The 22,600-nt window shown below is 39.8% G+C and carries 30 protein-coding genes and 2 pseudogenes; 1 reads left to right on the top strand and 31 read right to left on the bottom strand.

Features of this window, described 5'->3' with window-relative positions:
* Positions 1-49: 49 nt before the first annotated feature.
* From R7044_RS09475 to R7044_RS09550, 16 genes and pseudogenes are all read right to left on the bottom strand, one after another.
* Complete coding sequence (locus R7044_RS09475) at positions 50-1,708, bottom strand: autotransporter assembly complex protein TamA (RefSeq protein WP_225455500.1); 1,659 nt, start codon at positions 1,706-1,708, stop codon at positions 50-52.
* Positions 1,709-2,044: 336 nt separating this feature from the next.
* The gene (locus R7044_RS09480; protein WP_005377099.1) at positions 2,045-2,509 is read right to left on the bottom strand and encodes a DUF2846 domain-containing protein; all 465 of its coding nucleotides are present in this window, start codon (positions 2,507-2,509) and stop codon (positions 2,045-2,047) included.
* A 169-nt stretch (positions 2,510-2,678) separates the two neighbouring features.
* Positions 2,679-3,305: a LysE family translocator gene (locus tag R7044_RS09485; RefSeq protein ID WP_033907480.1), complete on the bottom strand. Its 627-nt coding sequence runs from the start codon at positions 3,303-3,305 to the stop codon at positions 2,679-2,681.
* A 327-nt stretch (positions 3,306-3,632) separates the two neighbouring features.
* Entirely contained in the window at positions 3,633-4,259 is a 627-nt protein-coding gene (locus R7044_RS09490) for a LysE family translocator (protein ID WP_017821466.1), read from the bottom strand.
* A 129-nt stretch (positions 4,260-4,388) separates the two neighbouring features.
* Positions 4,389-4,737 (bottom strand): annotated as a pseudogene (locus tag R7044_RS09495) (DUF1428 domain-containing protein).
* 97 nt (positions 4,738-4,834) lie between these two features.
* Positions 4,835-5,440 (bottom strand): hypothetical protein, encoded by a 606-nt coding sequence (locus tag R7044_RS09500; RefSeq protein ID WP_017821464.1) that lies wholly within the window; start codon positions 5,438-5,440, stop codon positions 4,835-4,837.
* 81 nt (positions 5,441-5,521) lie between these two features.
* A complete protein-coding gene (locus R7044_RS09505) occupies positions 5,522-5,818 on the bottom strand; it encodes an antibiotic biosynthesis monooxygenase family protein (RefSeq protein WP_033907479.1) in 297 nt (98 codons plus the stop codon).
* A 143-nt stretch (positions 5,819-5,961) separates the two neighbouring features.
* On the bottom strand, positions 5,962-6,249 hold the full coding sequence (locus R7044_RS09510; RefSeq protein ID WP_005377083.1) for a putative quinol monooxygenase: 288 nt from the start codon (positions 6,247-6,249) through the stop codon (positions 5,962-5,964).
* A gap of 138 nt (positions 6,250-6,387) precedes the next feature.
* Positions 6,388-7,019, bottom strand: a pseudogene (locus tag R7044_RS09515) (alanine--tRNA ligase-related protein).
* A 142-nt stretch (positions 7,020-7,161) separates the two neighbouring features.
* Positions 7,162-7,707: a GNAT family N-acetyltransferase gene (locus R7044_RS09520; protein WP_025768089.1), complete on the bottom strand. Its 546-nt coding sequence runs from the start codon at positions 7,705-7,707 to the stop codon at positions 7,162-7,164.
* A gap of 256 nt (positions 7,708-7,963) precedes the next feature.
* Positions 7,964-8,524: a sugar O-acetyltransferase gene (locus R7044_RS09525; protein ID WP_005377080.1), complete on the bottom strand. Its 561-nt coding sequence runs from the start codon at positions 8,522-8,524 to the stop codon at positions 7,964-7,966.
* Positions 8,525-8,655: 131 nt separating this feature from the next.
* Positions 8,656-9,069, bottom strand: a complete 414-nt coding sequence (locus R7044_RS09530; RefSeq protein WP_033907478.1) for an RDD family protein — start codon at positions 9,067-9,069, stop codon at positions 8,656-8,658.
* Between the two features lie 141 nt (positions 9,070-9,210).
* Positions 9,211-9,819 carry a pyridoxamine 5'-phosphate oxidase family protein gene (locus R7044_RS09535; RefSeq protein ID WP_033907477.1) on the bottom strand — a complete coding sequence of 203 codons (609 nt, stop codon included), beginning with the start codon at positions 9,817-9,819 and terminating at the stop codon, positions 9,211-9,213.
* A 143-nt stretch (positions 9,820-9,962) separates the two neighbouring features.
* Positions 9,963-10,364, bottom strand: a complete 402-nt coding sequence (locus R7044_RS09540; protein ID WP_033907476.1) for a DUF2007 domain-containing protein — start codon at positions 10,362-10,364, stop codon at positions 9,963-9,965.
* A gap of 559 nt (positions 10,365-10,923) precedes the next feature.
* Entirely contained in the window at positions 10,924-11,289 is a 366-nt protein-coding gene (locus R7044_RS09545; protein ID WP_050550125.1) for a T6SS amidase immunity protein Tai4 family protein, read from the bottom strand.
* A 152-nt stretch (positions 11,290-11,441) separates the two neighbouring features.
* Positions 11,442-11,963 carry a GNAT family N-acetyltransferase gene (locus R7044_RS09550; RefSeq protein WP_033907474.1) on the bottom strand — a complete coding sequence of 174 codons (522 nt, stop codon included), beginning with the start codon at positions 11,961-11,963 and terminating at the stop codon, positions 11,442-11,444.
* Between the two features lie 227 nt (positions 11,964-12,190).
* Between R7044_RS09550 and R7044_RS09555 the strand changes: the two genes are divergently transcribed.
* Entirely contained in the window at positions 12,191-12,478 is a 288-nt protein-coding gene (locus tag R7044_RS09555) for a type II toxin-antitoxin system RelE/ParE family toxin (RefSeq protein WP_081886442.1), read from the top strand.
* 191 nt (positions 12,479-12,669) lie between these two features.
* On the opposite strand, the gene R7044_RS09560 is transcribed toward R7044_RS09555, so the two are convergent.
* From R7044_RS09560 to R7044_RS09650, 15 genes are all read right to left on the bottom strand, one after another.
* Positions 12,670-12,972, bottom strand: a complete 303-nt coding sequence (locus R7044_RS09560; protein WP_033907473.1) for a hypothetical protein — start codon at positions 12,970-12,972, stop codon at positions 12,670-12,672.
* Entirely contained in the window at positions 12,972-13,283 is a 312-nt protein-coding gene (locus tag R7044_RS09565; protein WP_198039106.1) for a type II toxin-antitoxin system YafO family toxin, read from the bottom strand. The genes R7044_RS09560 and R7044_RS09565 overlap by 1 nt, the downstream gene beginning before the upstream one ends.
* 396 nt (positions 13,284-13,679) lie before the next feature.
* Positions 13,680-14,162 carry a MazG-related protein gene (locus tag R7044_RS09570; RefSeq protein WP_172563212.1) on the bottom strand — a complete coding sequence of 161 codons (483 nt, stop codon included), beginning with the start codon at positions 14,160-14,162 and terminating at the stop codon, positions 13,680-13,682.
* Positions 14,163-14,683: 521 nt separating this feature from the next.
* On the bottom strand, positions 14,684-15,097 hold the full coding sequence (locus R7044_RS09580; protein ID WP_033907470.1) for a hypothetical protein: 414 nt from the start codon (positions 15,095-15,097) through the stop codon (positions 14,684-14,686).
* Between the two features lie 704 nt (positions 15,098-15,801).
* The gene (locus R7044_RS09590) at positions 15,802-16,152 is read right to left on the bottom strand and encodes a hypothetical protein (protein WP_033907469.1); all 351 of its coding nucleotides are present in this window, start codon (positions 16,150-16,152) and stop codon (positions 15,802-15,804) included.
* 159 nt (positions 16,153-16,311) lie between these two features.
* Positions 16,312-16,803: a hypothetical protein gene (locus tag R7044_RS09595; protein ID WP_033907468.1), complete on the bottom strand. Its 492-nt coding sequence runs from the start codon at positions 16,801-16,803 to the stop codon at positions 16,312-16,314.
* Positions 16,769-17,137 carry a hypothetical protein gene (locus R7044_RS09600; RefSeq protein ID WP_050550124.1) on the bottom strand — a complete coding sequence of 123 codons (369 nt, stop codon included), beginning with the start codon at positions 17,135-17,137 and terminating at the stop codon, positions 16,769-16,771. The genes R7044_RS09595 and R7044_RS09600 overlap by 35 nt, the downstream gene beginning before the upstream one ends.
* 242 nt (positions 17,138-17,379) lie before the next feature.
* Entirely contained in the window at positions 17,380-17,856 is a 477-nt protein-coding gene (locus R7044_RS09605; RefSeq protein ID WP_225455503.1) for a GNAT family N-acetyltransferase, read from the bottom strand.
* Positions 17,857-17,995: 139 nt separating this feature from the next.
* Positions 17,996-18,328: a tetratricopeptide repeat protein gene (locus R7044_RS09615; RefSeq protein ID WP_225455504.1), complete on the bottom strand. Its 333-nt coding sequence runs from the start codon at positions 18,326-18,328 to the stop codon at positions 17,996-17,998.
* A gap of 311 nt (positions 18,329-18,639) precedes the next feature.
* Positions 18,640-19,041 (bottom strand): HIT family protein, encoded by a 402-nt coding sequence (locus tag R7044_RS09620; protein WP_172563193.1) that lies wholly within the window; start codon positions 19,039-19,041, stop codon positions 18,640-18,642.
* A gap of 139 nt (positions 19,042-19,180) precedes the next feature.
* Positions 19,181-19,615 carry a hypothetical protein gene (locus R7044_RS09625; protein ID WP_029853527.1) on the bottom strand — a complete coding sequence of 145 codons (435 nt, stop codon included), beginning with the start codon at positions 19,613-19,615 and terminating at the stop codon, positions 19,181-19,183.
* 172 nt (positions 19,616-19,787) lie between these two features.
* Complete coding sequence (locus tag R7044_RS09630) at positions 19,788-20,456, bottom strand: hypothetical protein (RefSeq protein ID WP_025769008.1); 669 nt, start codon at positions 20,454-20,456, stop codon at positions 19,788-19,790.
* Positions 20,457-20,618: 162 nt separating this feature from the next.
* The gene (locus R7044_RS09635; RefSeq protein WP_033907124.1) at positions 20,619-21,578 is read right to left on the bottom strand and encodes a phosphotransferase; all 960 of its coding nucleotides are present in this window, start codon (positions 21,576-21,578) and stop codon (positions 20,619-20,621) included.
* A gap of 141 nt (positions 21,579-21,719) precedes the next feature.
* The gene (locus R7044_RS09640) at positions 21,720-22,067 is read right to left on the bottom strand and encodes a hypothetical protein (protein WP_172563192.1); all 348 of its coding nucleotides are present in this window, start codon (positions 22,065-22,067) and stop codon (positions 21,720-21,722) included.
* Between the two features lie 146 nt (positions 22,068-22,213).
* Positions 22,214-22,573, bottom strand: coding sequence for a hypothetical protein (locus tag R7044_RS09650; protein ID WP_104979452.1), 360 nt, complete (start codon positions 22,571-22,573; stop codon positions 22,214-22,216).
* Positions 22,574-22,600: the final 27 nt, after the last annotated feature.

The following is a 22,600-nucleotide window of genomic DNA, read 5'->3' on the forward strand; positions in this document are numbered from 1 at the left end:
GACTTAAAAAGGCTCTCTATCTGCAAGGATGAGAGCCTTTTAATGCCCGCTAAAACTGCGTTCCCAGCGAGAAGTGAACACGGAATTGGTCTCCTTGAGGAGCATCTAAACCATAAGCAAAGTCCACTTTGACAGGCACGTATTTTGAATTCCATATCAAACTTAACCCTGTACCGCTTTTCCAATCCACCCTATCGTTGAAGGCATCACCAACATCATAGAATGCCCCAAGCCACAGTTGGCGGTAGACCTGATATTGATATTCCAACCCAGCAGTAAACATGTAACGAGCCCCCGTTAAATCGCCATTTTCATCTCTCGGAGAGATAGACTCATAACCATAACCACGAAGATTGCCATCACCTCCCGCAAAGAAGCGTAACGAGGATGGAATATCGCTCAAAGTGTCAGCGACATTAATACCGACATTAGAACGAAAGTGAAACTTGTGTTTTTCACTAATATCCCAAGACAGCACACTGTTGCCCTCAATACGCAGCAAACGAGAATCGGAGAAAAAATTAGGGTCTGAGTATTCCAATGAGTAGACGTGACGGTGCTTTACTTCTAATTGATCGTTCTTGCGATCAAGCAGTGAAAATGTCACCCCCGGTAATAACAACTGTGATTCGTTATTCTCCGACGCTTGTCGATAACTTTCTTGCAAATAACGAACGTGCATGGTGCTTTGCCAATCACTGTCTAACTGCCAGTGTTTTTCAAACGATAAATCATTAGAAAAACTCGATGTGTCTCGATAGTCGACATGCTTAGATTCAAACTGAATCCCGTAGTAATCCGTTAGAACATTTTGGGTGGGAATTTTATAACCTAGTAATAGCGATTGTTCCGGTTTGGAAGCGTACGCTTGTGCCTCAAAACTGTGTCCACGTGCGTTATACCAAGGCTTGGTCCAGTTTAGCGAAGCGCGTAATCCCAAGTCTGTCGAATACCCTCCACCGACTTGCACAATATTACGTGAATTCGGCTCTGCGAGCACTTCTATCGGCACCTTATGACCATCGGATATCTCCTCGAAATCCGCTTTCACAATCACACTGCGAAACCAATCAGTACTGGAGAGATCGGCCTGATATTGACTCAATTTCAAAGTATCAAAATCGTCGCCCCGCTCAAAGGTTCTCATCGCTTCTATTCGAGCCGTTTCGATACCCGATGTAAGAACAGACAGCTCTCCAAATTGGTAGCGAGAACCACTAAAGAAATGCAGATTCACATGAGCTTGATTCAAACTTGGAATGACTTCCAACGACGATTCGATAAAACGTCCATCTAAGTAACCTTTTTGCTGAGCCAATGAAATCAAGTTTCGCTTTAGCGTGTCGTACTCAGAATGAAGCAACGGCTGCCCTTGTTTAAGTTGAGCTTGATTAATTAGTTCGATGAAATCCTGGTCGTTACTGGCCTCCCCCGACACAGCAAGGTTAGATTTTGCCACCAACATCACCTCCCCTGCGTCAACCTCAAGCGTGATGATATCATTCTCTGGTCTCTGAACTCTGAGCTCGGAATGATAGTAGCCATAAGGGTTTAATGCGTTATTAACCATCTGCGTTAGTCGATTTGAGGTAATGTTTGAAACAGAGAGTTTCGTTAGTGGTGTAAGGTGACTTTCAAGATTTTTCTCTAATATTGGTGTTAGCCCTTTGATTTTAAATTGCGCTCCGAGTGCATGATGTAAAGGCATAGAAGCTAAAACTGATATACCTATTATTTGTTTAATGAGAGGAGACACACCGCTACCTAGTTTAGCAATACACTCGACAAGGTTAATGATGGAATGGCATATCTGTTAATCGCGTTTGTAGGATTGCTCCCTACGAAATCCTCTCGAAAATTCACGTTTCACAAGTAGATTCTTTGAACAATAAGTGGGCTCAAGCTAGGAGGTGGCAAATCATGCGGTCTGAAATAGGTATACTGTTTGCCAAAAATACAAAACCCAACGCTGAATGGATCTCATCAAGCGTTGGGTTACATTGATAATGTGTTTTTTAATCTAAAAAGCGGTCTGTTTGTAAAACTAGATCGAAGAACAGTTTCCTTTTTCTGCCATGTCGACTTTTAGTACTTCTGCTTTACCTTTGCTTTCGTCTACGAGTTCTACGCCCGCACCACCAACAAATACACCCATTTTAATGTATTGATTAACGAAATAATTACGGCCCTCTTCCGTTAAGATAGTTAAGTGATTTTCAGAAAACTCAGACTCTGTACTTACTTGATGTTCTTTATTGCCTTCGACCTCATGGTAGAAAAACACACCAGGAGCGGTTTCACCAATACATTCTCCATCGACGTAAACATACTTTTTAAGTGCTGCTCCGACAAAAGCATCTTCTCGGTAAATGTAAATCCCTGCGTTCCCCTTTTGAGGTGCTTCAAATGATTTCATTTGATTTGATACTGTCGAATCAACAGTAGGAACAGAAGCACAACCTGACAAACCCAAAAGGAATGCGGAACACAGAATTACTTTATTTTTCATGTTATTAACCTAGCTACGATAAAATCGCGCCAACCATACTATAAATAAATACGTTCACTTATTGGTATTTTTGAAATTTGTGATTCAACCTATGCAATAGCACTCATTTAGCGTATAGATTGAGCAAACATTAGCCATATAATAATCACGAGAATAAAATGCCCTGTATCTAACGATCACTAAATGCCACTTTACTCGCTAGACTGATAAGTAGAATACCTGAAACACCTTCAAGAGTTCTTGAATAACGCTGAGAGTGTGGACGACTAAATACCCAATTACCCACAGAGGCGTACAAAACGTTACATGTCGTCGCAAGTACGCTGAACAGCAAGCCAAGTACTAATAATTGCATTGATGTTGAGCTTGCAGACGTATCAATAAATTGAGGCAGAAACGAGAGAAAGAATAGCGCTACTTTTGGATTCAAGACGCTGACGATAACCCCCTGAACAAACACATTTTTATTATTATCAACATTTTTGTTTTCAACGATTTTACTTTCTCCACGCCACATAGACAGTAATGACTGAACACCTAAATAAACTAGGTAAGCGGCCCCTAACCATTTAACAACGCTAAAAGCCAAAGATGAACTCAGAATTATTGCTGACAAACCTAAACATGCCGCTAGTGTATGAAAAAAGTAACCAATACCAAGCCCCAGAGCCGCTTTCAACCCAGCAGATAATTTACCTTTCATTGTATTGGAAACAATATAAATTACATCAGGTCCAGGAATCATGTTGATAGCGAGACAAGCGACAACAAATAATAATAGTGAGTTTGAATCCATTCTTTTCTCCAAATTAACGTCTTGCGGGATAACATTTCATCGAACTACAAGTAATGCAACGTCCAGGTTTCAATTGGTTATATTTAGTATTAACAACACGTTACTAATACTACAGCACTGCGCGAAGAGCACAATCATGAACAGTGATACGAATTAAATTATGGGCCTTTGTTAGCCCTTTGAATGATAATATTTAGCATCGTTTGGTTGTAAGCTTTTTCTAGCCAGCAGCTCTTATGGAAGTTAACAAATCGGCCACTTAGTATACTTAATAGACCGTCAAATCAGATAGATTATCTATTCTTATTTCTTCAAGCCTTTTTTGCTTCATTTTCCTGCCTCACTAAGCAGCAACTTAATACTTGCCACACCAAAAAATAACGCGAACACGCCTTCAAAAACTGCTTTGGATCTGAGATAGGTTTGCCTGACCTTTTTATACGCGAAAAGAAAAGCATAGCCAAAGAAAACCAAAGCACTAACCAGCCCTACAACAAAAATGACCGACAACAATTCCAACGGACTGGCCGTAGGAGGAACCCCTATCGAATAAAGCGCACCAAAAAACAGAATAGCTTTTGGGTTAGTTAAGTGAATTAACACTCCGGTTAAGTAGTTACCCTTCTCTGTCGTTACGTATGTTTTGGGTAACTTTAGCTGCTCGATGTTGCAGGCAGAATGTACGGACTTTAAAGCCAAAAATAAAAGATAAAATGCCCCACAATATCTAAGAATTTCAAAAAGCCAAACATTGCTATAGAGTATGGTTGCGAGACCAAAAGCGGCTGAGGTTGACCAAAATAAAGACCCCGTTAAAACACCTGCAGCCAAATACCCTCCAAAGCGTCGACCGTGGTTCATTGACGTGCCTGCTATCGCAAGAGTTGCAGGTCCGGGGCTAGCGATGGCAGCGATAGCTGATACGACAATCAGTGAATAATTTATCTCTTCCATTTTTACTCTAAGCCTCCAAGTGGAGTTTTATCAACACTTATCGCGGAATACTCTATTGAACGTACATCAGAAGCGTAATACTGATTAAAACACCAAGTGTCACGAATCGAGTTGAGATTCTTTGGTATTTTACTGCTCCAAAATAACATCAAATCCGCCATAAATGAGACGCTTTCCATCAAAGGGCATTGGGTTATTGTCTGGACTCATTCGAGGATCACCCATGATCCTCGAATGAGTCCCGAACTTCTTTTGAAGGCCAGACTACCCACGAAAACACAACGGTTTCGTTGCTTTCAGCGTTAACTGCCATGGGAAATGATGTGATCTCACCATCTGGTACTTCACTCCCCCACGTCTCAACAACCTTTAAGGCCCCAAACTCCCTGAACATTTCTGCTGCTATTTTTGCGTGTGCGATATACTTTTCTTTATTCGCTGTCGGCACTGCAGCGACAAACCCATCAATGTATGACATAAGTAAACTCCTTTCATTGGAGTTATAACCATAGCTCAATAAAAAGAATGCACATGATGCCAAACCATAGAAGCAGGTACGTAATACAGCTTGAGAGCTACATTCCTAGCTTGGACTTTATATGCATATTTGAAAGGTATGTGTTTGGATCAAGCTTGGTTAGCATATTTATAATCTCCAAAACACTCGAATACTCAATACGTTCCTCTTCAGCATGCCCGATCCCACCTATTGTAAAGTGAGTAAAGCGGTAATCACGATAAACGTTTTGCAGCTGGCTAGAAATATCTTTGAGTAATCTTTTACTGAGGGCGAATGCAGGGTATTCACTACTTTCTGAAAGCTCTGCTGTAGAGCCAATAGATACAATATTGCATTTATCGTTAAGTGAACCTAAAGCGTTAAGCTCATTGACTAAATTAAGATACCCAATCGGGCCAACATTCATAAACTCAATCAGTTCGTTTGTTGTCAATTCTGAAGACTCTCCCCACATGGACGCCAAATAAACTATGATGTCAAACTCTACACCTTTGAAGCACGTATAATCTGGCTTTTTACCGGGATCAACGTCAATACAAGCAGAAGCGACTCCCTCCTCAACTAGCTTTGATCTAGAAATCGCATAAATTTCTGTACCCTGTAAGTTCGTAGCCAAGAACCTTCCTAGACCCTTACTACCTCCAACGATTAAAATCTGCATAACCCTATTCCTTGGTTAAGGTTGTCTTTCATATTGTCCGCCAAACTGTTCATTAGGCATCACTTTAACGTTTCTATTGCCCTACTTAGTTCTATCTTCAATTTCATCGAATGGTTCAACTGAAATACGCTCTGCAATTTCACTCATCTTCTTCATTTTTTCTGGGTTACTAGTTCCCCAAAACCGCTCCCAGTCTTCACGTGTTCGCCACTTGGCAATAGTTAAAACCTTTTCCGGTACATCGTAAGAACGAAGCATAAAACTACCAAGCGCCCCTTCTACTGACTGATGAATTGAATCTGTCGTCGAACGCCATATATTTTGAAACTCATCCATTTTTTCACTTGGCACACGCCATTCATACACAACTCTAAACATAACACTTCCATTAAAATTTCTAGATTTAATACGGCAAAGTATTAAGAACACTAAGCCAGGTGAATAGCTGAATAAAGCAACATAGTAGAGCGTAGAGCAACATGAAAAGCAAAGTGTAAACGCTCTAAATCACTCCGATTCGATTAGTCATGCACACATTCAAAGATTTCGTATTGACGTTTAACATTGGCAGTTACTTTTCCCCAATGTGAGGCTTGAACTCTTTCCTGATGTTGCTTAAAAGAGGCTTTGTCGACGAACTCCTCATAGACATCAAAACGAAAAGGATTAGTCGAGCTTTGAGTCACAAGAAAAGTAAGGCAGCCCGGCTCTTCTAACGTGAGCCTTTTGTGAGTTATTAACGCATGTTTTACTAATTCTAAATCCTTTTCCGGAACTAAAATAAAGCCTTTCAATGTTACTTTCGACATATCATCCTCTCGCCCCTGTAACCTTTCGTTAAGAAGTAGCCAACACGCCCTCAATCTCAACCATCATATCGCAAATGTGAATCTCACCATGAATTAAAATGCCACGTGTTAGGAATCTATTTCTAATGCCCTATCGACTTACGAGCATAAGGTTATCTCTACCCTTTCTTTGCCTTTACCGATGTTCTTGCGTTTTAATTGAATTTGGCCGACTTCTGATGTGCGCTTTAAATGAGTGCCACCGCAAGGTACTTGCGCAAACCCATCCACTCTCCAATACCTTCTTTCGCTCTCTTGATCGGAAAAGTCACTAATAATAACTGAATCAGAGTTAATCAAATCTTGCACATCAGTTTCAATAGCGGGCCAATACTTTCAGACCACTCGAAATCTATGCGACTCTTATTTTCAGAAATATGCGCGCCTATCTTAACAATGCCTTCCCGACGCTGATAAAACATCTCGAGCACCACTTCAGCCGCAAAGTGTAGCTTCATTAAGGCGTATCTACGCTTCCAATCAATATTCGTAGTTACAATGTCACCAAGAGTAAAATTTGGAGAGGATTCCAATGTGTAAATAAGTCGAACACCTAACTTTTGAGCAATCAAAACCGGAATACCATTAATCGTTCCTTTATCACTCTCTTGGCCTCCAGACTCTGCAAAGAAGATAGTCTGGTCCAATTCAACCTTATTTCCGTCTACATTGGTCACTCTTGAGTTAAGTTCTGTTTGGTAGGGATTAACCCAAAATAATTTCTCGCTCATGCTGCTATCCTTGCAGTAAGTCCTATCCTTGATAGTACATTCAGTGACCACCAAGTCAATTCAAGAAACCTCGCCGTCAAGTGTAAGGCTGTGTATTGAGTACGAGCAGGCTAGATCTATTAGATGCTTTTAAGGCCGGGTACTAAACGCTGTCCAGGGGTTTAGCTAACAACCCGTAAATTGCGGAATCTGAGACTACTCCATTCACTTCCCAACGCTGCCTTAGGAAACCTTCCTTTATAAAACCTAACCGTTCCAAGACTTTACCTGAAGAAGCATTGTCTGGATCTATCTCAGCCTCGATTCGACGTAGATTCAGTGTTTTGAATGCGTGTTCGATTAATGCAGTTCCCGCCTCTAATACAATGCCTTTACCCCAGAAATGACGACTAACGCCAAAGCCAATTTCTGCGCGCCTAGACTCTTTCACGTGATTAAACAGCATTATCTTACCCAGAAGTTGGCCATTGCTCTTTAGGAAGATGCCTAGTGTCACTTCTGTATTGCTATTCATGGCCTGTGTACTCTTGGCTATAAATGTCCGCGCTTCTTCAATTGAAACCCAAGGGCCAGAGTTCCAATATTTCATGACCTCATGGTCTGAGAAGATGTCAAACAATTCGCTTGCATCATCTTCAACTAGCTCTCTTAGAATTAATCGTTCCGTTTCAATCTTTGTTACTAACATTTTGGGGTCAGCCTTTTGGTTTGTTATTGGTGACGAAAATCCAATAAAAGTATGAGACACGTAATACAAATGATTTCGTATGAGACTTTTAAACAAGCTCAACGCACGACAAAAGCGCCACGTGTAACGACTCTATATTGAAGCAAATTTTAGACATTCAAGTGCGTCAACAAGTAACCGTTGAACGCATCAAAGCTTGGGGTGAGTTGATCACAAGTCCTAAACTCAGGCTCAAAATAGTCCATATACTTTATTATCACTTAGTGACGATTTCCTTCAGTACTCTGGCTGGGTTGCCACCAACAACGACATTGTCTCTAAAACTCTTTGTAACGACTGCGCCAGAGGCTACCACCACGTTGTTCCCAAGTGTTACGCCAGGGTTGATTACGGCATGGCCACCTATCCAACAATTGTCACCAATGTTTATGGGCTTTGCTAGCTCTAAACCACTGTTCCTCTCGATAGGATCTAAGGGATGAGTCGCAGTATAAATGCCAACTTGAGGCCCAAGTAAACAGTTATCACCAAACTTAACTTCCGCAACATCCAAAATCACACAACCAAAATTAGCGTAAAAATTATCTCCAACGTGAATGTTGGATCCGTAGTCGCAATTGAAAGAAGATTCAACATGAATATCGTCCCCTGTTGTGCCGAACAAGCGCTTAGTTATTTGAACTCGCTTTTGTTTATGCTCAACAGACGTGGCATTCAATTTTTCAGTTAGTAACCTAGCGCTCAACCTTAACTTTAATAACTCTTCATCACTTGGGTCATAAAGCTCACCTGCTAACATTTTCTCTTTTTCTGACATAAAACTTGGACTCCAATACCAATTTTCTTACAACGCTACATTAAGTATGTGAGTAACGCTACCTCCTAAGCGAGGCTGTTCCACCACGAAAACAAAGCCCGACTTGAACCCTAGTCCTCAGCGCTATCAATTTAGTGCACTACCACCACCGTTCTCACTAACTTATCACCGAGACGTTGCCTCTTTTTACCAAGAATGAAAATTGAGTCAATAAAACCGAAGAATGGAGTAATAACATTTCGAAAGAGCGACTGAAAAATATTGCACTTTTTACCCGTTCTTGCACTTATAACTGCAATGCCCAAAAGTTTTTTACCCACACTTTGACCATTTGGTAAACAATCAGAAAAAAGGTAATACGATACAGTCGCAGTTACTGCTATAGCGCGCACAAGCTCTTTTTCAATACCGATTTCTAAGCCGACCCATAAAACGAGAGTAAAAATGCTAAAACTGACAAAAAGATCAATCATTTGTCCAACACACCTAACTCCCGGACTAGCCAAAACGTAATTTTCTAGAGTAAATTTTCCTGCATTTTTCATTTTAAAATTTGGACTAACAATTGTTTATTTGTGAACTAACGCTATTGAGACAGTAACATCCCCACTAAACCTAATCCATACTTCCTCATAGTACGGTCGAACCTGATTTTTCTATCTTTTCAATATATTACCACGCTCGTTCTAAAGGCTAGATTGGTAATATTTCAACATCTCTTCTTGATTAAGCGCTTTACTTTCTAACTTTTGTTGATCTTTAAAGATTTGAGCTAATGAAGGGAGAATTGAGCGATTTACTTTATAGTCATCAGACCAAAGTTTCCCTCTCATCACCGCTTTCGCACAATGAAAGTACATACTCTCTATGACTATTTTGATAACAACCTTAGGATCTTTACTTCCATCGGGGCAAGCAGATATCAAGTTGGAGTCGGTGTGAATACTTGCGATTCCTTTAATACGGAGCACTTCATCAATACCATTTACCATCAATAACAACCCTACCTTGGGGTTACTAATGATATTTTTTAGACTATCTATACGATTGTTCCCCGAGCTATCAGGGAGCAACAATGTTGATTCATCTAAAACTTTTACGAAGCCAGGCTCCCCTCCTTTAGGAGAGAGATCGATATACCCTTGTGAATCAGCGGTACTTAGAACTGCAAAATGGCAGTTATTAATTAATGTAATCGCATGAACATCCAGCACAGGCAGCGCTTTATTTTTAGCTCTCGCACTTGGCTCTGCGTAAATTTCTTTTAACTGCTCTATTGTTTTAATTTCACTCATTCAATGTTATTCCTTCACTATCGTATAATGCTTTGCTTGTAAGCAAGCAGTAACTCTGACTTCTTGTATAGGCACTCGACATAACTCATCGTAAAAATACTACGAGTACAAATTATCTCTTTAATACCTTGTTATCTAAAGATTTAAAGTTTTTCACTAAACTCCCCACACTGCTTACACTTATAACCATGCTTGTAAAAAAACAGTGGAAAACCCAGTAAAATAAAAACTAAGAAAGCTGGGCGTTTACCTTTTGTAATTGCAAATAGATCTTTACTACCACATTTAGAGCAAACGTCTTTTTCTTCATCAACGTCAACTTCATTTCCCAATGATTCTGAGAAATCGCTACTAAGTATTTGTTTCGCATCTTCTGCATCACTTTCGGCCACCATCAGACGGACGCCGCCTATTGCATTTGAATAAAGCCACTGAGTATTTACCGTGTGCTCGTCAGCGATGTAACTTTCTATTCCGACACTATCTAGGCTTGCTCTCGCAATATGAGCTTCATGAGGAAAAGAAAACCTTGCTACTACAATCACATATTACTCCTGTGGGAAAACGCTCTCGTAACGTATAAGCAACGCTAATTGGAAATGCCATGTATGGTACGCTAGCCTGAACCGTTTGTTGTACCTAATCACCCAACCACAACTATTGAAACTACATCGACATCAAAACCATATGAAAAAATAACGGCAAACAAACAGCCACATGAGCCATGTCGGTGCTTGATACATTTTTCAACTTTATCACGAGCACGACCATAACCCACACTGTAGCGGACGCTAAGCCTAGATAATTATCTAAGTCATTGTAATAATCATACTTATCAAGGAAAGATAGAAAATTACTCTCTTTAGTTTCCACCGCCTTTCTAAGCACCTCATTTGCAATTGAGCAATAGTATTTCGAGAAACTCAGGAGAGTAAACTGAACGAGTGTTGCTACTATTAAAAATATCTTCATATTTACATCACCGCATAATGCCCCGCTAAGAGATGAGTAATTCAATACAGAAGCCACTAAAAATCATCTTAATCACTCAACGTATTGCGCCGTAAAAATACCACACGTTGCGAATCAACTTTGAGCAGTTTGTTATAACTCTGATTTCGCATTAATGTATAGCTTATGAACATCGTCTGAATTAGAAAAGTCTATACAGTAGGCCAATTTGATCACGTTACCATTTTTTGATTTGTAAATAGCCATATCATATTTTTCCAATAGCTCGCTAACCCCAAAGAGTGACTCCAAAGGAAGCTCGGAAAACTCTCTGTAGCCTTGCATCGCCGTTATCGCATCTTTCGCAACAGCTGATCCTTTGTAATTAGTCGCAATGCAAGATGAGAGAGCGAAGTTTTTAAACAGTTGCTCATCGCTTTGAATACTTAGTGGATTCGCGGCCTCTCCTACACTACAAAGAGCAATACTTATGCTGGTTACTAGTACTCTACATTTCATAAATTAAACCTTTTGCTTCCTAAGAATTACAGCACATTATTAAGGAGAGAGTATCACAATACAAAACTGCCCCACATCACTTAAATCAACTCATAGTGAAAATGCCATGTGTAACCACTCTTGTTGTGAACCAATTATTAGCCCACTACAGACTAATACATATACCCTAACCAATCTATATGACCAAAAGCCCAAGTTTTGCCGCTGATAGGTTTAACATATAAATCATCTAGTTGCTCTACAGCAACACCGTAATTTTTATGTTCGTGAACTCGCAACCAAGAACTTAGAGAGTTAAGGCGCTGATAACCATTAGCCAGATAAAAACGCTCCAAATCGGAGACTAAAATGATGAAGTCGACATCTTTAGTGGACGCATACTCGCTGAGTTGAGACAACATTGTTGTGCCAATACCTTGTCTTTGAACTGTGCTCTCGACACAAAAGTCACTCACACCTAATACTTTATAAATTTCATCACCAACGCGAACAGCTCTGTAGTCTAATCCCATGTAACCAACTAACTGATCACCTTCGTAATTCAGAACTCTCATATGCGGGAGTTGCTTATAGTAAGAGCGAGTAACTTGGTGTTCAGGAAACGACTTGTTTCTAAGAGCTTCAATTGCATTATGCTGCGCTTTAGATAACTCGATTTCTGGGTAAATATCCATATTTGACCTTTGAGTATTAATGACCTTTTGGAGTTGAGCAACGCAATACAAAAGCCGCCGCATACCGATTTAATCACTGAGCTCAACGCCCAGTTAATGCCACGAGTTGAGAATCAATATTAGACAGTTTGTTAGTTTACATTTCGCACGAATCACGCGATTTAATTAAATTGAACATTTCATGCGATACATTATGATCTAACTGTACACTCAATTGGGAACTGGCCATGCATACATTAACAGCCAATGATGCCAAACAAAATTTCGACGAACTACTTCTAAGCGCACAACGCGAGCCAGTAAAAATCAGCAAAAACAGTAAAGATACTCTGCTATCAGGGTTTCAGATGCTAGCTGATAATCCAGATTTAGGAAGAAGTTGTGACGAGATGTACCCAAATGGCTTTTATTTCCCGATAGGAAAACACACAGCTTATTTCACCAAAGAAGATAACTTTATCTTAGTTGTTGCTGTATTAGGTCAATCACAGCTACCCCAGAATCATCTGAAATAACACGATTTTCACCTTAGAAGCATAATTAGGGTGAGAGTTTATCCATGTAAACTAACGCCGCATTAAGGTGTGAGCAACGCTACCACGAAACTTAACCAGACCACCATAAAGACAAAACCCAACGATGGAGTGAAAAATGCCATGCGTTGGGAATCACTCTTAAATGCTTTGTTATTTGAATTTATTATGGGCTACTCTACTTCGATGAAATCATCATCACACTTACCACCATGTTGTTTCTTGTATTTTTCAAACTCTATATCTGTTTCTAAGTCACCAGTAGGCCAACCAGCATCTAGTTGTGTCAGCATGTCAGATATTGGCGACCAGCCGACAATATCAGAAGTCGTTTTATTCAACCAACATTTACCATCCCAGTATAAGTAGTCATACGAGCCAAAACCACTAAGATGTCTTATTGCAACTAAGTAGACACCAATTTCGCTAGGCTCTGTACCCTCAAACCATGTAGCTTTGATCTTAACTTTACTCATTATTTCTGATTCCTAAATGCTTCCACCTTATCAATTAACCAACTCATAGACTCGGGTCTTCTCGCCGGCGCATGAGCACCATCCACCAAGAAATCGATTATAAAGTAAGTATTGATGCATGTAGCATCCTCAGTATAAATTAAGACACTATCACTTGTATTAATATAGCCAAGTTTTAGCGTTTTAACTTTATCTAGTATATGAATATGCATTAACCCAACATCTTCTGCTGCAGGAGCTGGTCTATGATATGGGACTTCTTTACCAAAATATGATATCTGATGACCTTGCTTGTGACGGCTTAAAGTCATGAATTAATAAATCTAGGTCTTTGTTAAGTTTTCTTTCCTCACTGAGAACCCTAGTTACGTATACTTTGACCTCCATGTTTAAACCGTTTCTCTTTTATTTGACTTCTACAAATTCAGTGAAACTTTCACTTTGCCTATCTTTAGCACGCTCAAAGCTCCTTTTTGCTCTATTTATAGCAACATAATGAGAGGGGAAAGTTTCCTGTTTTTTCGCCTTAGATCTTGATTTTTATTTCATTTTTACTCCTTTAACGTTAAATATCTAAATCTAAATTCCAATAACGCCTTGTTAAGGTGTGAGGCACGCGATACCAATGCTTCCGCATAACACCTTAACCACTAAAACCAATGCATAGTAAAAATGCCACGCGTGCCGAATCACTCTTGAACAATTTGTTATGGAGCTACGCTCAACGTTAGCTCTCGTATGTCAATTTGGTCTACTTCCCTGCCCAATATCCGCTTGTACTCGACTAAACGATGAACTGGGATAACTGGCAACTCTATGCCTTGATAATTTTTAATAACTGATTCTGAAAAGGAGATTTCAAGCTGGTGCCAAGAGCCATCTTGATGTGATTGTATCTTAGTATGTTCAGACAAACCGATTTCAATTTTTTGATTTTGGTAAACCAATTGGAAATACTCTAAATCCCAACCATATTCGACATAATGAGTTAACGGTTTGGATATGTATTTTGATACATGCGATAACACTTTATCTGCGTCTGAGTTTCGAATATAAAGATCTATATCTGCGACTTCCCGACTTCCACCATAAATAGTTGCCGCTAATCCACCTACTATTTGATACTCCACAACCTCTGCATCCAAGATTTCTTTGAGCCACTGCAAGGCTACTTTAACTTTATCACTCATCTAGCTTCCTTAGCTGAATTTTGCCCTGCGCCATAACGCCCTGTTAAGGGGTGAGCAACGCAATACCGATGCCGCCGCATACCACCTTAAACACTAAAACCAACGCATAGTGAAAATGCCACGCGTTGCGAATCATTCTTAAACAGTTTGTTATAAATCATTGCCACTGTTTTTGTACGAGCCGTTTGACGACTAGCATTAAAAAAGTGAGCACAATTAAACAAACAAAGATAATTACAAACCAACTACCCCAAACCATAAAAATATAGTTAAAGTCATACCTACAAGTACTTAGAGCTAGAGATTTAGCAGTACAAAACTCTCCCATTGAGTTATGTTTAACTGCAATATACAGGGGAATGCAAGCTAGAATACTAGAAACAACAATAGACACGATAAAGTGTTTTAAACGGCACATTTGGCTGGGCTCCATGGTTGCTCAAGATATAGCTTGGCTACACATGCACCGTAATCGCTAACTACTTCAGCACCCAAAAAATTATAGATCGTAGCTATTTTTCTTATCGTCGGATTTTCAATACGAGCCTGTATTCTAGATAATAGAGCGACCCGAACTCAATATTGTAGTAAGGACAGCCTAGGGCTTCTTTAGTGACGCCAATGTCTTTCCAATATGAATAATGTAGATTCATCGGCAGTATGGTTTTTCTCAAAGGATAGACTTTATCATACCAGCCATGAGTAGTTTCCATATACATTATTGCTGCGACTAGGCGTGGGTCTACACCATGTTTCTTTGATTGATGAATTATCAAACCGCACCATTTCCCAACTTCACTGAAGCTATCAATTTCGTATAATGGCTTTCTACCGACTGCGCTATCGCTATCAACGATAGTAAATATTGCAGGTGTATCATTGATAATGCTTAACTTCCTTTCCGCAGATTTATTCAGAACAGGTATGTCGTTCATGTCTTATTCCCTCAATCAAAGCAAATATGATACAAATCACATACCAATAAAGTCATCTTAATATTCTGTTTTCAGACACGAATCTCAATCTTGATTTATAACGCCGCGTTAAGGGGTGAGTGCCGCATAAACCTACTTTCAGCAGACCACTTTCACCACAAGACTCACTGCAAACCAAAAATGCCACGCGGCACGAATCCCTCTTGAACGCCTTGTTATGCTTAAGCTTCAACGGGTTACACTTTACCAAAAACAAGATTAACTCGGCTTTAATTTACAAACAAAAGCCAAAATCTAGAAAACTGAAATGACTCATGATTTTTGAAAATCAGACTTAGACTTTTGACAATTCAAGCTTGGACAATTATTGACTAAAAGCTGGTTTCTGGTTGAGCCAGCCGCCCTAACCTCGCACTTACACTGTAACCGAATGAGGCAACTCTCCGAATTTTTAGCGCCAAAGAATTGATGTCTAGAAAACAGCGCCCAATGAAGCTAACTTGCCGATGAGCACAAAGCCAATCAGCCAAGGGAACAGAGAAAAACATAAACCACTGATTTTACATGATTAAGCATAACGCCGCGTTAAGTAGTGAGCAACGCCACCACCAGACTTAAACATTGTGCCGTAAACTCTAAATTCAAAGCAAACCAAAAATGCCGAGCGTTGCGAATCTGTCTTAAACGCTTTGTTATGCTCGTACTTAAAGAAATTGAAGGACTAAACAAGCAATAAACGCCGGTAGACCGGCTATGAAGAAAACTAAGCCTGTTTGGTAGTTCATTCGATAGTGCTCTCGTTCGTCTTTTTCGAAATCATGCCCTTCTACCATTTTGTAAACTTTATCTCTTTTAGGATCATCTAACCGAGTCGTCTTACTATGGACACCACCTTCCCACATTAGCTTCGCTAAAATCCATATGATGATGACAACAAAGAAAAGAAAGTCGACCAACTGAGTCGTAGCAAAGAATGGAACAAACTGAGCTAGAGCGATAACAATAAGAGCCGCTGAGAGGTTAATTAGAAGCAGTTTTTTGAATAAATCGAGCAAAATTACCTCCTAGAGCATAACGCCGCATTAAGGTGTGAGCAACGCTACAACCTAACCAAAACCATTGCGCCGTAAACACGAAACCCAACCTTGAACTGAAAATACCAAGCGTTGGGAATCACGCTTAAATGCTTTGTTATGTTTCTTTTCTCCGCATTACTAAAAAGCAGAGAAAATATCGAATGGAGTTTGATACTTCTCTAATTTTAAAAGTCTAGACAACTCTTCTCGATCGACACTATTTATCTGATTTTGAATATCTTCACTAATAGCACCAAACTTATTTAGCTGGATGTACTCATTTATCGCTTGAGAATCTCCCAGTATGGCTAGCTTATAAGCTGCTTGTAAGTATTCCAGTTCTGCCTGTTTAACACAGTTATTTTCTGCTTCATATTGTAGAAAAAATAAAATAGCTTTCTTTTTTTCGATTGGTTGAGATCTAAGCCAAGTATCGCTTATTACTATCTTTCGAGCTTTCTTATCCAAACAAGATTCAACTACATTATTTAATCTGACATACGACGACTTTAGGTTACGATATGCATCTTCTATGTCTACAATAAAGTCTTGCGCGGATACATATGATGGGAGAAAAATACTTACGGAAACTAAACTATAAAGAATTGTATACACACGTCCAAAATTCATACTCTTTTCCCTTTGAGTGAAGTCGTTGTAAATTTGCAATATTCTCTAATCGTCTTCTCTTTACGGCCGGAACTACTAGCATAGCTTTACGAAAGTTTTCCCAATCATAAGTGTTTGCTTGCCAACCAGCAGCACCTATAGTTACTATATCGTACGTTTTACGACCTGCAAAAATAGAATAAAAAGGCAAAAGTGGGATTATTTTTTCCAACAAACTGCCCATTTCTATCACTTGATTCATTTCTTCTATAGCTTTTAAAGATCTTCTGCTTGGTTTGAAACCTTGTATCTGACAAAAATTTCCTTTTCGCTTTTCAAGTATTCCTTCGCTCATAGCGGCCCCTTGACAATGAAATTGAACAAAAGCAAGAATATAAAACAAGTAGCTTATAAGACAATGAAAACGCTGTCTCACCTGCAATAAAGTCGATACATTTCACAGATGAGTCCGTGGAAACATAACGCCCTGTTAAGGGGTGAGCAACGCAATACCGAAGCCGCCGCAAACCACCTTAAACACTAAAATCAACGCATAGTAAAAATGCCACGCGTTGCGAATCCCTCTTGAACAGTTTGTTAGGTGCGTAGCCAAAGTTGGTAAAAGTCTGTTTCATCGTGCTTGGGATTCTTGCGCACGAACTCCCAACCATGGCGCTTATAGAATGTGAGAGCTCGATGGTTAGTTCGGCTTACTGAAAGTACAGCACGCAAACAACCCGCTTTACTCAAAGTGCTTACAATATAATCCTGCACTTTTAGAGCGAGTCCTGAACCACGAAAATTCGGCTTTAAGTAAATGAGATGCACATAACCAGTCTCCGGCTCGGGTGAAAAGCTACGAAACTCTAACTGCCCTGCAAACTGACTATCCACAAATATATGGATATAGAACCATCCTGATGTTGCTAACCGGTCTAAGACGCGTTCACGATAACCACTGATGAAGTCGTCGAAACCATCGTAATGCCCAAAACTACAAAAGTATGCATCTTTTCTCGCAGCAACGCATAATTCGAAATCATCAATGTTTATCTGCCGAAAAGCAATTTCCATACTTACCTTTTCCTTCAAGCACCTAACGCCCAGTTAAGGGGTGAAGCACGCAATGACCAAGCCACTGCATAGCACTTCAACACCGAAACCACCGCATACCAAAAATGCCACGCGTGCTGAATCCCTCTTGAACTGTTTGTTATGTTCGTAGCTTTTGTAACCCTTGTATTGCTCGGTTGGTCGAATCGATTAAGTCTGTGCGCTTCAGTTTCGTTCGAATAGCCAATGCTTCAATAAACTGCTTTTCAGCGAGTTCATAGTTACCAAGCTCAACGTTTAATTTACCCAAATGTTGTAAACTAAAACTCAAAGAAAGCTCACAACCGTAATCTTGGCTTTGTAAATATGCTCTTTCAGCACCACCCATATCACCTGCGTATTGTGACGCAATACCCAAAATATGAGTAGACCAAAACTTGTGCTTATCATTAGATGTCGACATTTGAACTTTGGAAGCTAGCCAGTAAGCCAAACTACAAAACCTAATAACACGCAAACAATCGGCTACCAAAATTTGCTGCCACTCTAGCTTTCAGTTTCGCCTAACATCTTAAATTTTAGGCACTTGTAAATAGTTAAAACAAGTTTATGGAAAACGCTGAAAGTTACCCTATCCCTCTGATAGCCCACCATTTCCTCCAAGAACATAACGCCCAATTAAGGTGTGAACCACGCAATACCGAAGCCTCCGCATAGCACCTTAACCACTAAAACTAACGCATGGTAAAAATGCCACGCGTGCCGAATCACTCTTGAACAATTTGTTAGCATATTTTTCAATGCTCATAGTTCTTTAAGTGATTCTCTTAGTTTATCCATAGTTTGAATTCCAAGTTCACTACTAACCCAACCGTACTGGTCGCCATGGAACCTAGGGAAAATATGCAAATGGTAGTGATCGAGCTCGTTGAAATGAGGTGCCTCTCCATTGTTTTGCATAAAGCCGATACCATCGGGATTGAACTTAGCTTCTATACGTTTATATAAATCTCTTGCAACGTCGGTGATCTCTAAAAACACAGACTCAGGCAGGTCGATGAAAGTACAATATTGAGTCTTAGGACAGATTAAAATATGTCCAAAGTTGATTGGGTCATGATCTGCAAAAGCTATAACTTGGTCAGATTCATACACGATGACCGAGTCAATTTCACGATTAACAATTTGTTCGACTATCGTAGTCATCTGAACTCCTATCAAAGTATGCTAACGCCCTGTTAAGGTGTGAGCAACGCAATACCGAAGTCACCGCATACCACCTTAAACACCTAAATCAACGCATAGTAAAAATGCCACGCGTTGCGAATCACTCTTAAACAGTTTGTTATAAGCCCAGACGCCCTCGCTGCTTAACAAGTTCTTTTGCATGACCATCTGCTCGAAGCCACGCAAACTCAAAACAGTAAATTGGAGTAGACAAGAGCATTCCAAACCAAAAATTACTTTCAAACAATTTGGCGTAATCCGTTTGAATTAGTAAATGGGCATAGAAGAAAATCACGCCCCAGAACAGTAGAAAGTAGATATGAGCAGATACTATTTTAAAAGTGACCGCAGAGCTATTCTTCCTTGTAATACGTAGTTGCTTAAGTTTTTTCAAACGCCTTTTTCTGAAGATACCTCGAATTGGGTCAAAGCACTTATCTCGAACTAAATTACCAAACGTCTTAAGCTTTGCATCAATGTATGGCGATATTTTTGGAAGTACATACGAAATAACTGCCCCTAAAACTAACCCAGTAACTGTATTGCTATCCAACCATTTTTCTCCACTGTAAAACTCGGGCTTATAACGCCCTGTTAAGGTGTGAACAACGCAATACAAAAGCTGCCGCAAACCACCTTAAACACTAAAATCAACGCATAGTAAAAATGCCACGCGTTGTGAATCACTCTTAAACAGTTTGTTAGAATTACGTCTCACTGCGGATCTATCTATTTCGTACACCATCACCAAATTCAGTAAAGTCGCTGATTTGGCTTAACTTAAATCTGTGTTCAAGAACAAAGGTTGACCACTTCTCTTTAAATATTGGGACATCATCATCAAGCTCACTAACATTTTCTGTAGTGAGCATCTTTTTTGTCAGGTAATTAATACTAGTAACTACCTCCACTCTAGGACCTCGATTAGCCATTGCGTCATAACCGATTAACTCAAGATCTGAATCTTGGTAACGGAAGTTGTAACTCCACTGGTTCTCAAATCGACCATCTAAAAAATCAATATGTAAGTTTCCTTTTGTAATACTCATTAAGATTTCTTCAGCCCTTCCTTCTTCATCAACAGAAAAGAAGCAATTGTCATTTTCAACAACGACGTCGTACTCGTCGTTATTTCTTAAAGCAACAATAATTCCTCTTCGGTTGAGATCTAACTGACCACGGTACTCATCAGTGACCATTTTGTTTTGGTCTGTACCTTGTATCATCAAAACAATATCGTCTCTACCATCTCCATTTAGGTCACCATGAATAGCCTCAATTATAGTATGACCATTAGGAACGATTTCCCAATAGGAGCTATCAAGGTCGATTTTTTCTTGTGCTAAAACGTTTGCTCCAAATAGCAAAGCTGATAATAAAAGTAACTCTTTCATTTCTCGCTCTATGATTTTTCAGTAGTAAGTTCTAACGCCCTGTTAAGGTGTGAGCAACGTAATACCGATGCTACCGCATACCACCTTAAACACTAAAACCAACGCATAGTAAAAAATGCCACGCGTTGCGAATCACTCTTAAACAGATTGTTATGTACCGCCTCAAAACAAGGCACTTTCAATTTGGAACCACTGCTCCATAAAAGGGATAAAGTCCCTTTGAGGTATGAACTTCTGTGCCGCTGTATTATTTTTTAAAAATACTTCCTCCAAAGCCCACACATGGTGGTCGGCGTAAACAGCCCACGCCTTTGCTCCATCGTGAAGCTCTAATCGGGATAGAGGCTTGACAGACAGATAGCCTTTTAATAAAGCTAATGACCTATGAAGCTCCAAATCGAACATATACATGCATGCTCTCGCCAACTCATAACCAGGAGGCATGTTTTGCACTAAATCCCAGTCGATCACATCGCTTACTGTGCAATTAGAATCAAAAAAGACATTGAAATGATGAAAGTCGCCGTGGATTAATTGCCTGCTTGTTAACGGGGTATATGAGTGCGTAGCTTCTGAGCTAGCTAGATAATCACGCTGTTGTTTTACTCTTCGTAGCACCGAGTTATTCATATCAAATTCACTATTTGTTTCAATAGCAGCGACTATTTTTTGTAGTCTATCGACCCAAGCACTTTTATCCCAAGAAAGCTCAATTGTTGGAAAGTCGTTTCCAACCTCGGAAGCGAGTTGAACATGCAGGTCAGCAAGGGCTTTTCCCAACTGAAAAGCATGAAACTCAGACAGAGCACTTTTTTCGATTAACGTTCCTTTTGCTTCAGGAAATAGAGCATAAAACTCATCACCTATTTTACAAAAGGAGTGGTGATCGCGCGTCAAAACAGGGGCAATTATAGTATTCAAATTTTGCGATAACTTTCTCAGCAGCTCATGTTCTAACTTGATCTTAGCAACATTGCGAACACTATATTTTCTAAGATAATAAGTCTCTGAGGATTGGATACGAAAAACATGATTCGTCGCACCAGCTGATTGACGTTTTATACTAGCGCCAGCACCAATCTGACTCCAGTTTTCACCAACCTTACGAACAAAATCACTCATAATTCCAGTTACCCCTTAGGTACATAACGCCTTGTTAAGGTGTGAGGCACGCAATACCTAAGTCTCCGCAAACCACATTAACCACTAAAACCAACGCATAGTAAAAATGCCACGCGTGCCGAATCACTCTTGAACAATTTGTTATGCGCGTTCTCCACGATTGAAAGCAACTACAGTAGCGCGTAATTTAGTCAGCTTAAACTCTGTAAGTAACACTGTAACAAAAGACAATATAGAAACGGAGATAAGTGCAATATTTATCAAAGCATTACCACTAAACTCATAAATACCTGACAGACCAATAAAAAGCAAAAGACAGGCAATTATCGATGGAATCGAATCATTAGTTTTCACTTTATACTCATCATCAGGTATATCTTTTATTATCGAAACCGGATTTGAAAGCCCGTCAAGCCGAACTGCAATTTTTCCTTTTTTAATTTTGACTTTTAGGCCAGAACTTCTTAACGAATTAGCTAAATCTTCCATGATTGATTATCTCCATTTCTGCGAGCGCATAACGCCCTGTTAAGGTGTGAGCAACGCAATACCGATGCTGCCGCACACCACCTTAAACACTAAAGTCAACGCATAGTAAAAATGCCACGCGTTGTGAATCACTCTTAAACAGTTTGTTATGCGCTTTGCTCCACTAATTCAGCTGTTCCAATAGAAGCGACTCGTCCTTCAATATCAGTAACTATATCTCCGGAGAACTGATGATTAAGCTGAACTTGAACGTTAGGTAGGCCTATTGGTGCAATATTAATTAAGTACCCATCTTTTATGGTTTCCACCACGTATTTATGCTCGCCAGAAACTTTAAGCTCAGATAGAACGACACCTAAATTGCTATCGATTACCTCTGCAGATGACGCAGATAAACTGAAAACACATTCCCCCGACTCGCCTGAATTGGGAGCTAACAACATGAAACCCACATGTCTACCATCTATTGTTTTCAATACCATCGCTTTTGGTAGTTCATTATCCATACATCCCTCGATCTTTAAATGCACTAG

This window comes from Vibrio sp. 1402 (genome assembly GCF_033340275.1).

Coding starts and splice junctions, on each gene's coding strand:
- R7044_RS09475 (WP_225455500.1), bottom strand. CDS start 1,708: ATGCCTTTACATCATGCACTCGGAGCGCAATTTAAAATCAAAGGGCTA.
- R7044_RS09480 (WP_005377099.1), bottom strand. CDS start 2,509: ATGAAAAATAAAGTAATTCTGTGTTCCGCATTCCTTTTGGGTTTGTCA.
- R7044_RS09485 (WP_033907480.1), bottom strand. CDS start 3,305: ATGGATTCAAACTCACTATTATTATTTGTTGTCGCTTGTCTCGCTATC.
- R7044_RS09490 (WP_017821466.1), bottom strand. CDS start 4,259: ATGGAAGAGATAAATTATTCACTGATTGTCGTATCAGCTATCGCTGCC.
- R7044_RS09500 (WP_017821464.1), bottom strand. CDS start 5,440: ATGCAGATTTTAATCGTTGGAGGTAGTAAGGGTCTAGGAAGGTTCTTG.
- R7044_RS09505 (WP_033907479.1), bottom strand. CDS start 5,818: ATGTTTAGAGTTGTGTATGAATGGCGTGTGCCAAGTGAAAAAATGGAT.
- R7044_RS09510 (WP_005377083.1), bottom strand. CDS start 6,249: ATGTCGAAAGTAACATTGAAAGGCTTTATTTTAGTTCCGGAAAAGGAT.
- R7044_RS09520 (WP_025768089.1), bottom strand. CDS start 7,707: ATGTTAGTAACAAAGATTGAAACGGAACGATTAATTCTAAGAGAGCTA.
- R7044_RS09525 (WP_005377080.1), bottom strand. CDS start 8,524: ATGTCAGAAAAAGAGAAAATGTTAGCAGGTGAGCTTTATGACCCAAGT.
- R7044_RS09530 (WP_033907478.1), bottom strand. CDS start 9,069: ATGAAAAATGCAGGAAAATTTACTCTAGAAAATTACGTTTTGGCTAGT.
- R7044_RS09535 (WP_033907477.1), bottom strand. CDS start 9,819: ATGAGTGAAATTAAAACAATAGAGCAGTTAAAAGAAATTTACGCAGAG.
- R7044_RS09545 (WP_050550125.1), bottom strand. CDS start 11,289: ATGAAATGTAGAGTACTAGTAACCAGCATAAGTATTGCTCTTTGTAGT.
- R7044_RS09550 (WP_033907474.1), bottom strand. CDS start 11,963: ATGGATATTTACCCAGAAATCGAGTTATCTAAAGCGCAGCATAATGCA.
- R7044_RS09555 (WP_081886442.1), top strand. CDS start 12,191: ATGCATACATTAACAGCCAATGATGCCAAACAAAATTTCGACGAACTA.
- R7044_RS09560 (WP_033907473.1), bottom strand. CDS start 12,972: ATGAGTAAAGTTAAGATCAAAGCTACATGGTTTGAGGGTACAGAGCCT.
- R7044_RS09565 (WP_198039106.1), bottom strand. CDS start 13,283: ATGACTTTAAGCCGTCACAAGCAAGGTCATCAGATATCATATTTTGGT.
- R7044_RS09570 (WP_172563212.1), bottom strand. CDS start 14,162: ATGAGTGATAAAGTTAAAGTAGCCTTGCAGTGGCTCAAAGAAATCTTG.
- R7044_RS09580 (WP_033907470.1), bottom strand. CDS start 15,097: ATGAACGACATACCTGTTCTGAATAAATCTGCGGAAAGGAAGTTAAGC.
- R7044_RS09595 (WP_033907468.1), bottom strand. CDS start 16,803: ATGAATTTTGGACGTGTGTATACAATTCTTTATAGTTTAGTTTCCGTA.
- R7044_RS09600 (WP_050550124.1), bottom strand. CDS start 17,137: ATGAGCGAAGGAATACTTGAAAAGCGAAAAGGAAATTTTTGTCAGATA.
- R7044_RS09605 (WP_225455503.1), bottom strand. CDS start 17,856: ATGGAAATTGCTTTTCGGCAGATAAACATTGATGATTTCGAATTATGC.
- R7044_RS09620 (WP_172563193.1), bottom strand. CDS start 19,041: ATGACTACGATAGTCGAACAAATTGTTAATCGTGAAATTGACTCGGTC.
- R7044_RS09630 (WP_025769008.1), bottom strand. CDS start 20,456: ATGAAAGAGTTACTTTTATTATCAGCTTTGCTATTTGGAGCAAACGTT.
- R7044_RS09635 (WP_033907124.1), bottom strand. CDS start 21,578: ATGAGTGATTTTGTTCGTAAGGTTGGTGAAAACTGGAGTCAGATTGGT.
- R7044_RS09640 (WP_172563192.1), bottom strand. CDS start 22,067: ATGGAAGATTTAGCTAATTCGTTAAGAAGTTCTGGCCTAAAAGTCAAA.
- R7044_RS09650 (WP_104979452.1), bottom strand. CDS start 22,573: ATGGATAATGAACTACCAAAAGCGATGGTATTGAAAACAATAGATGGT.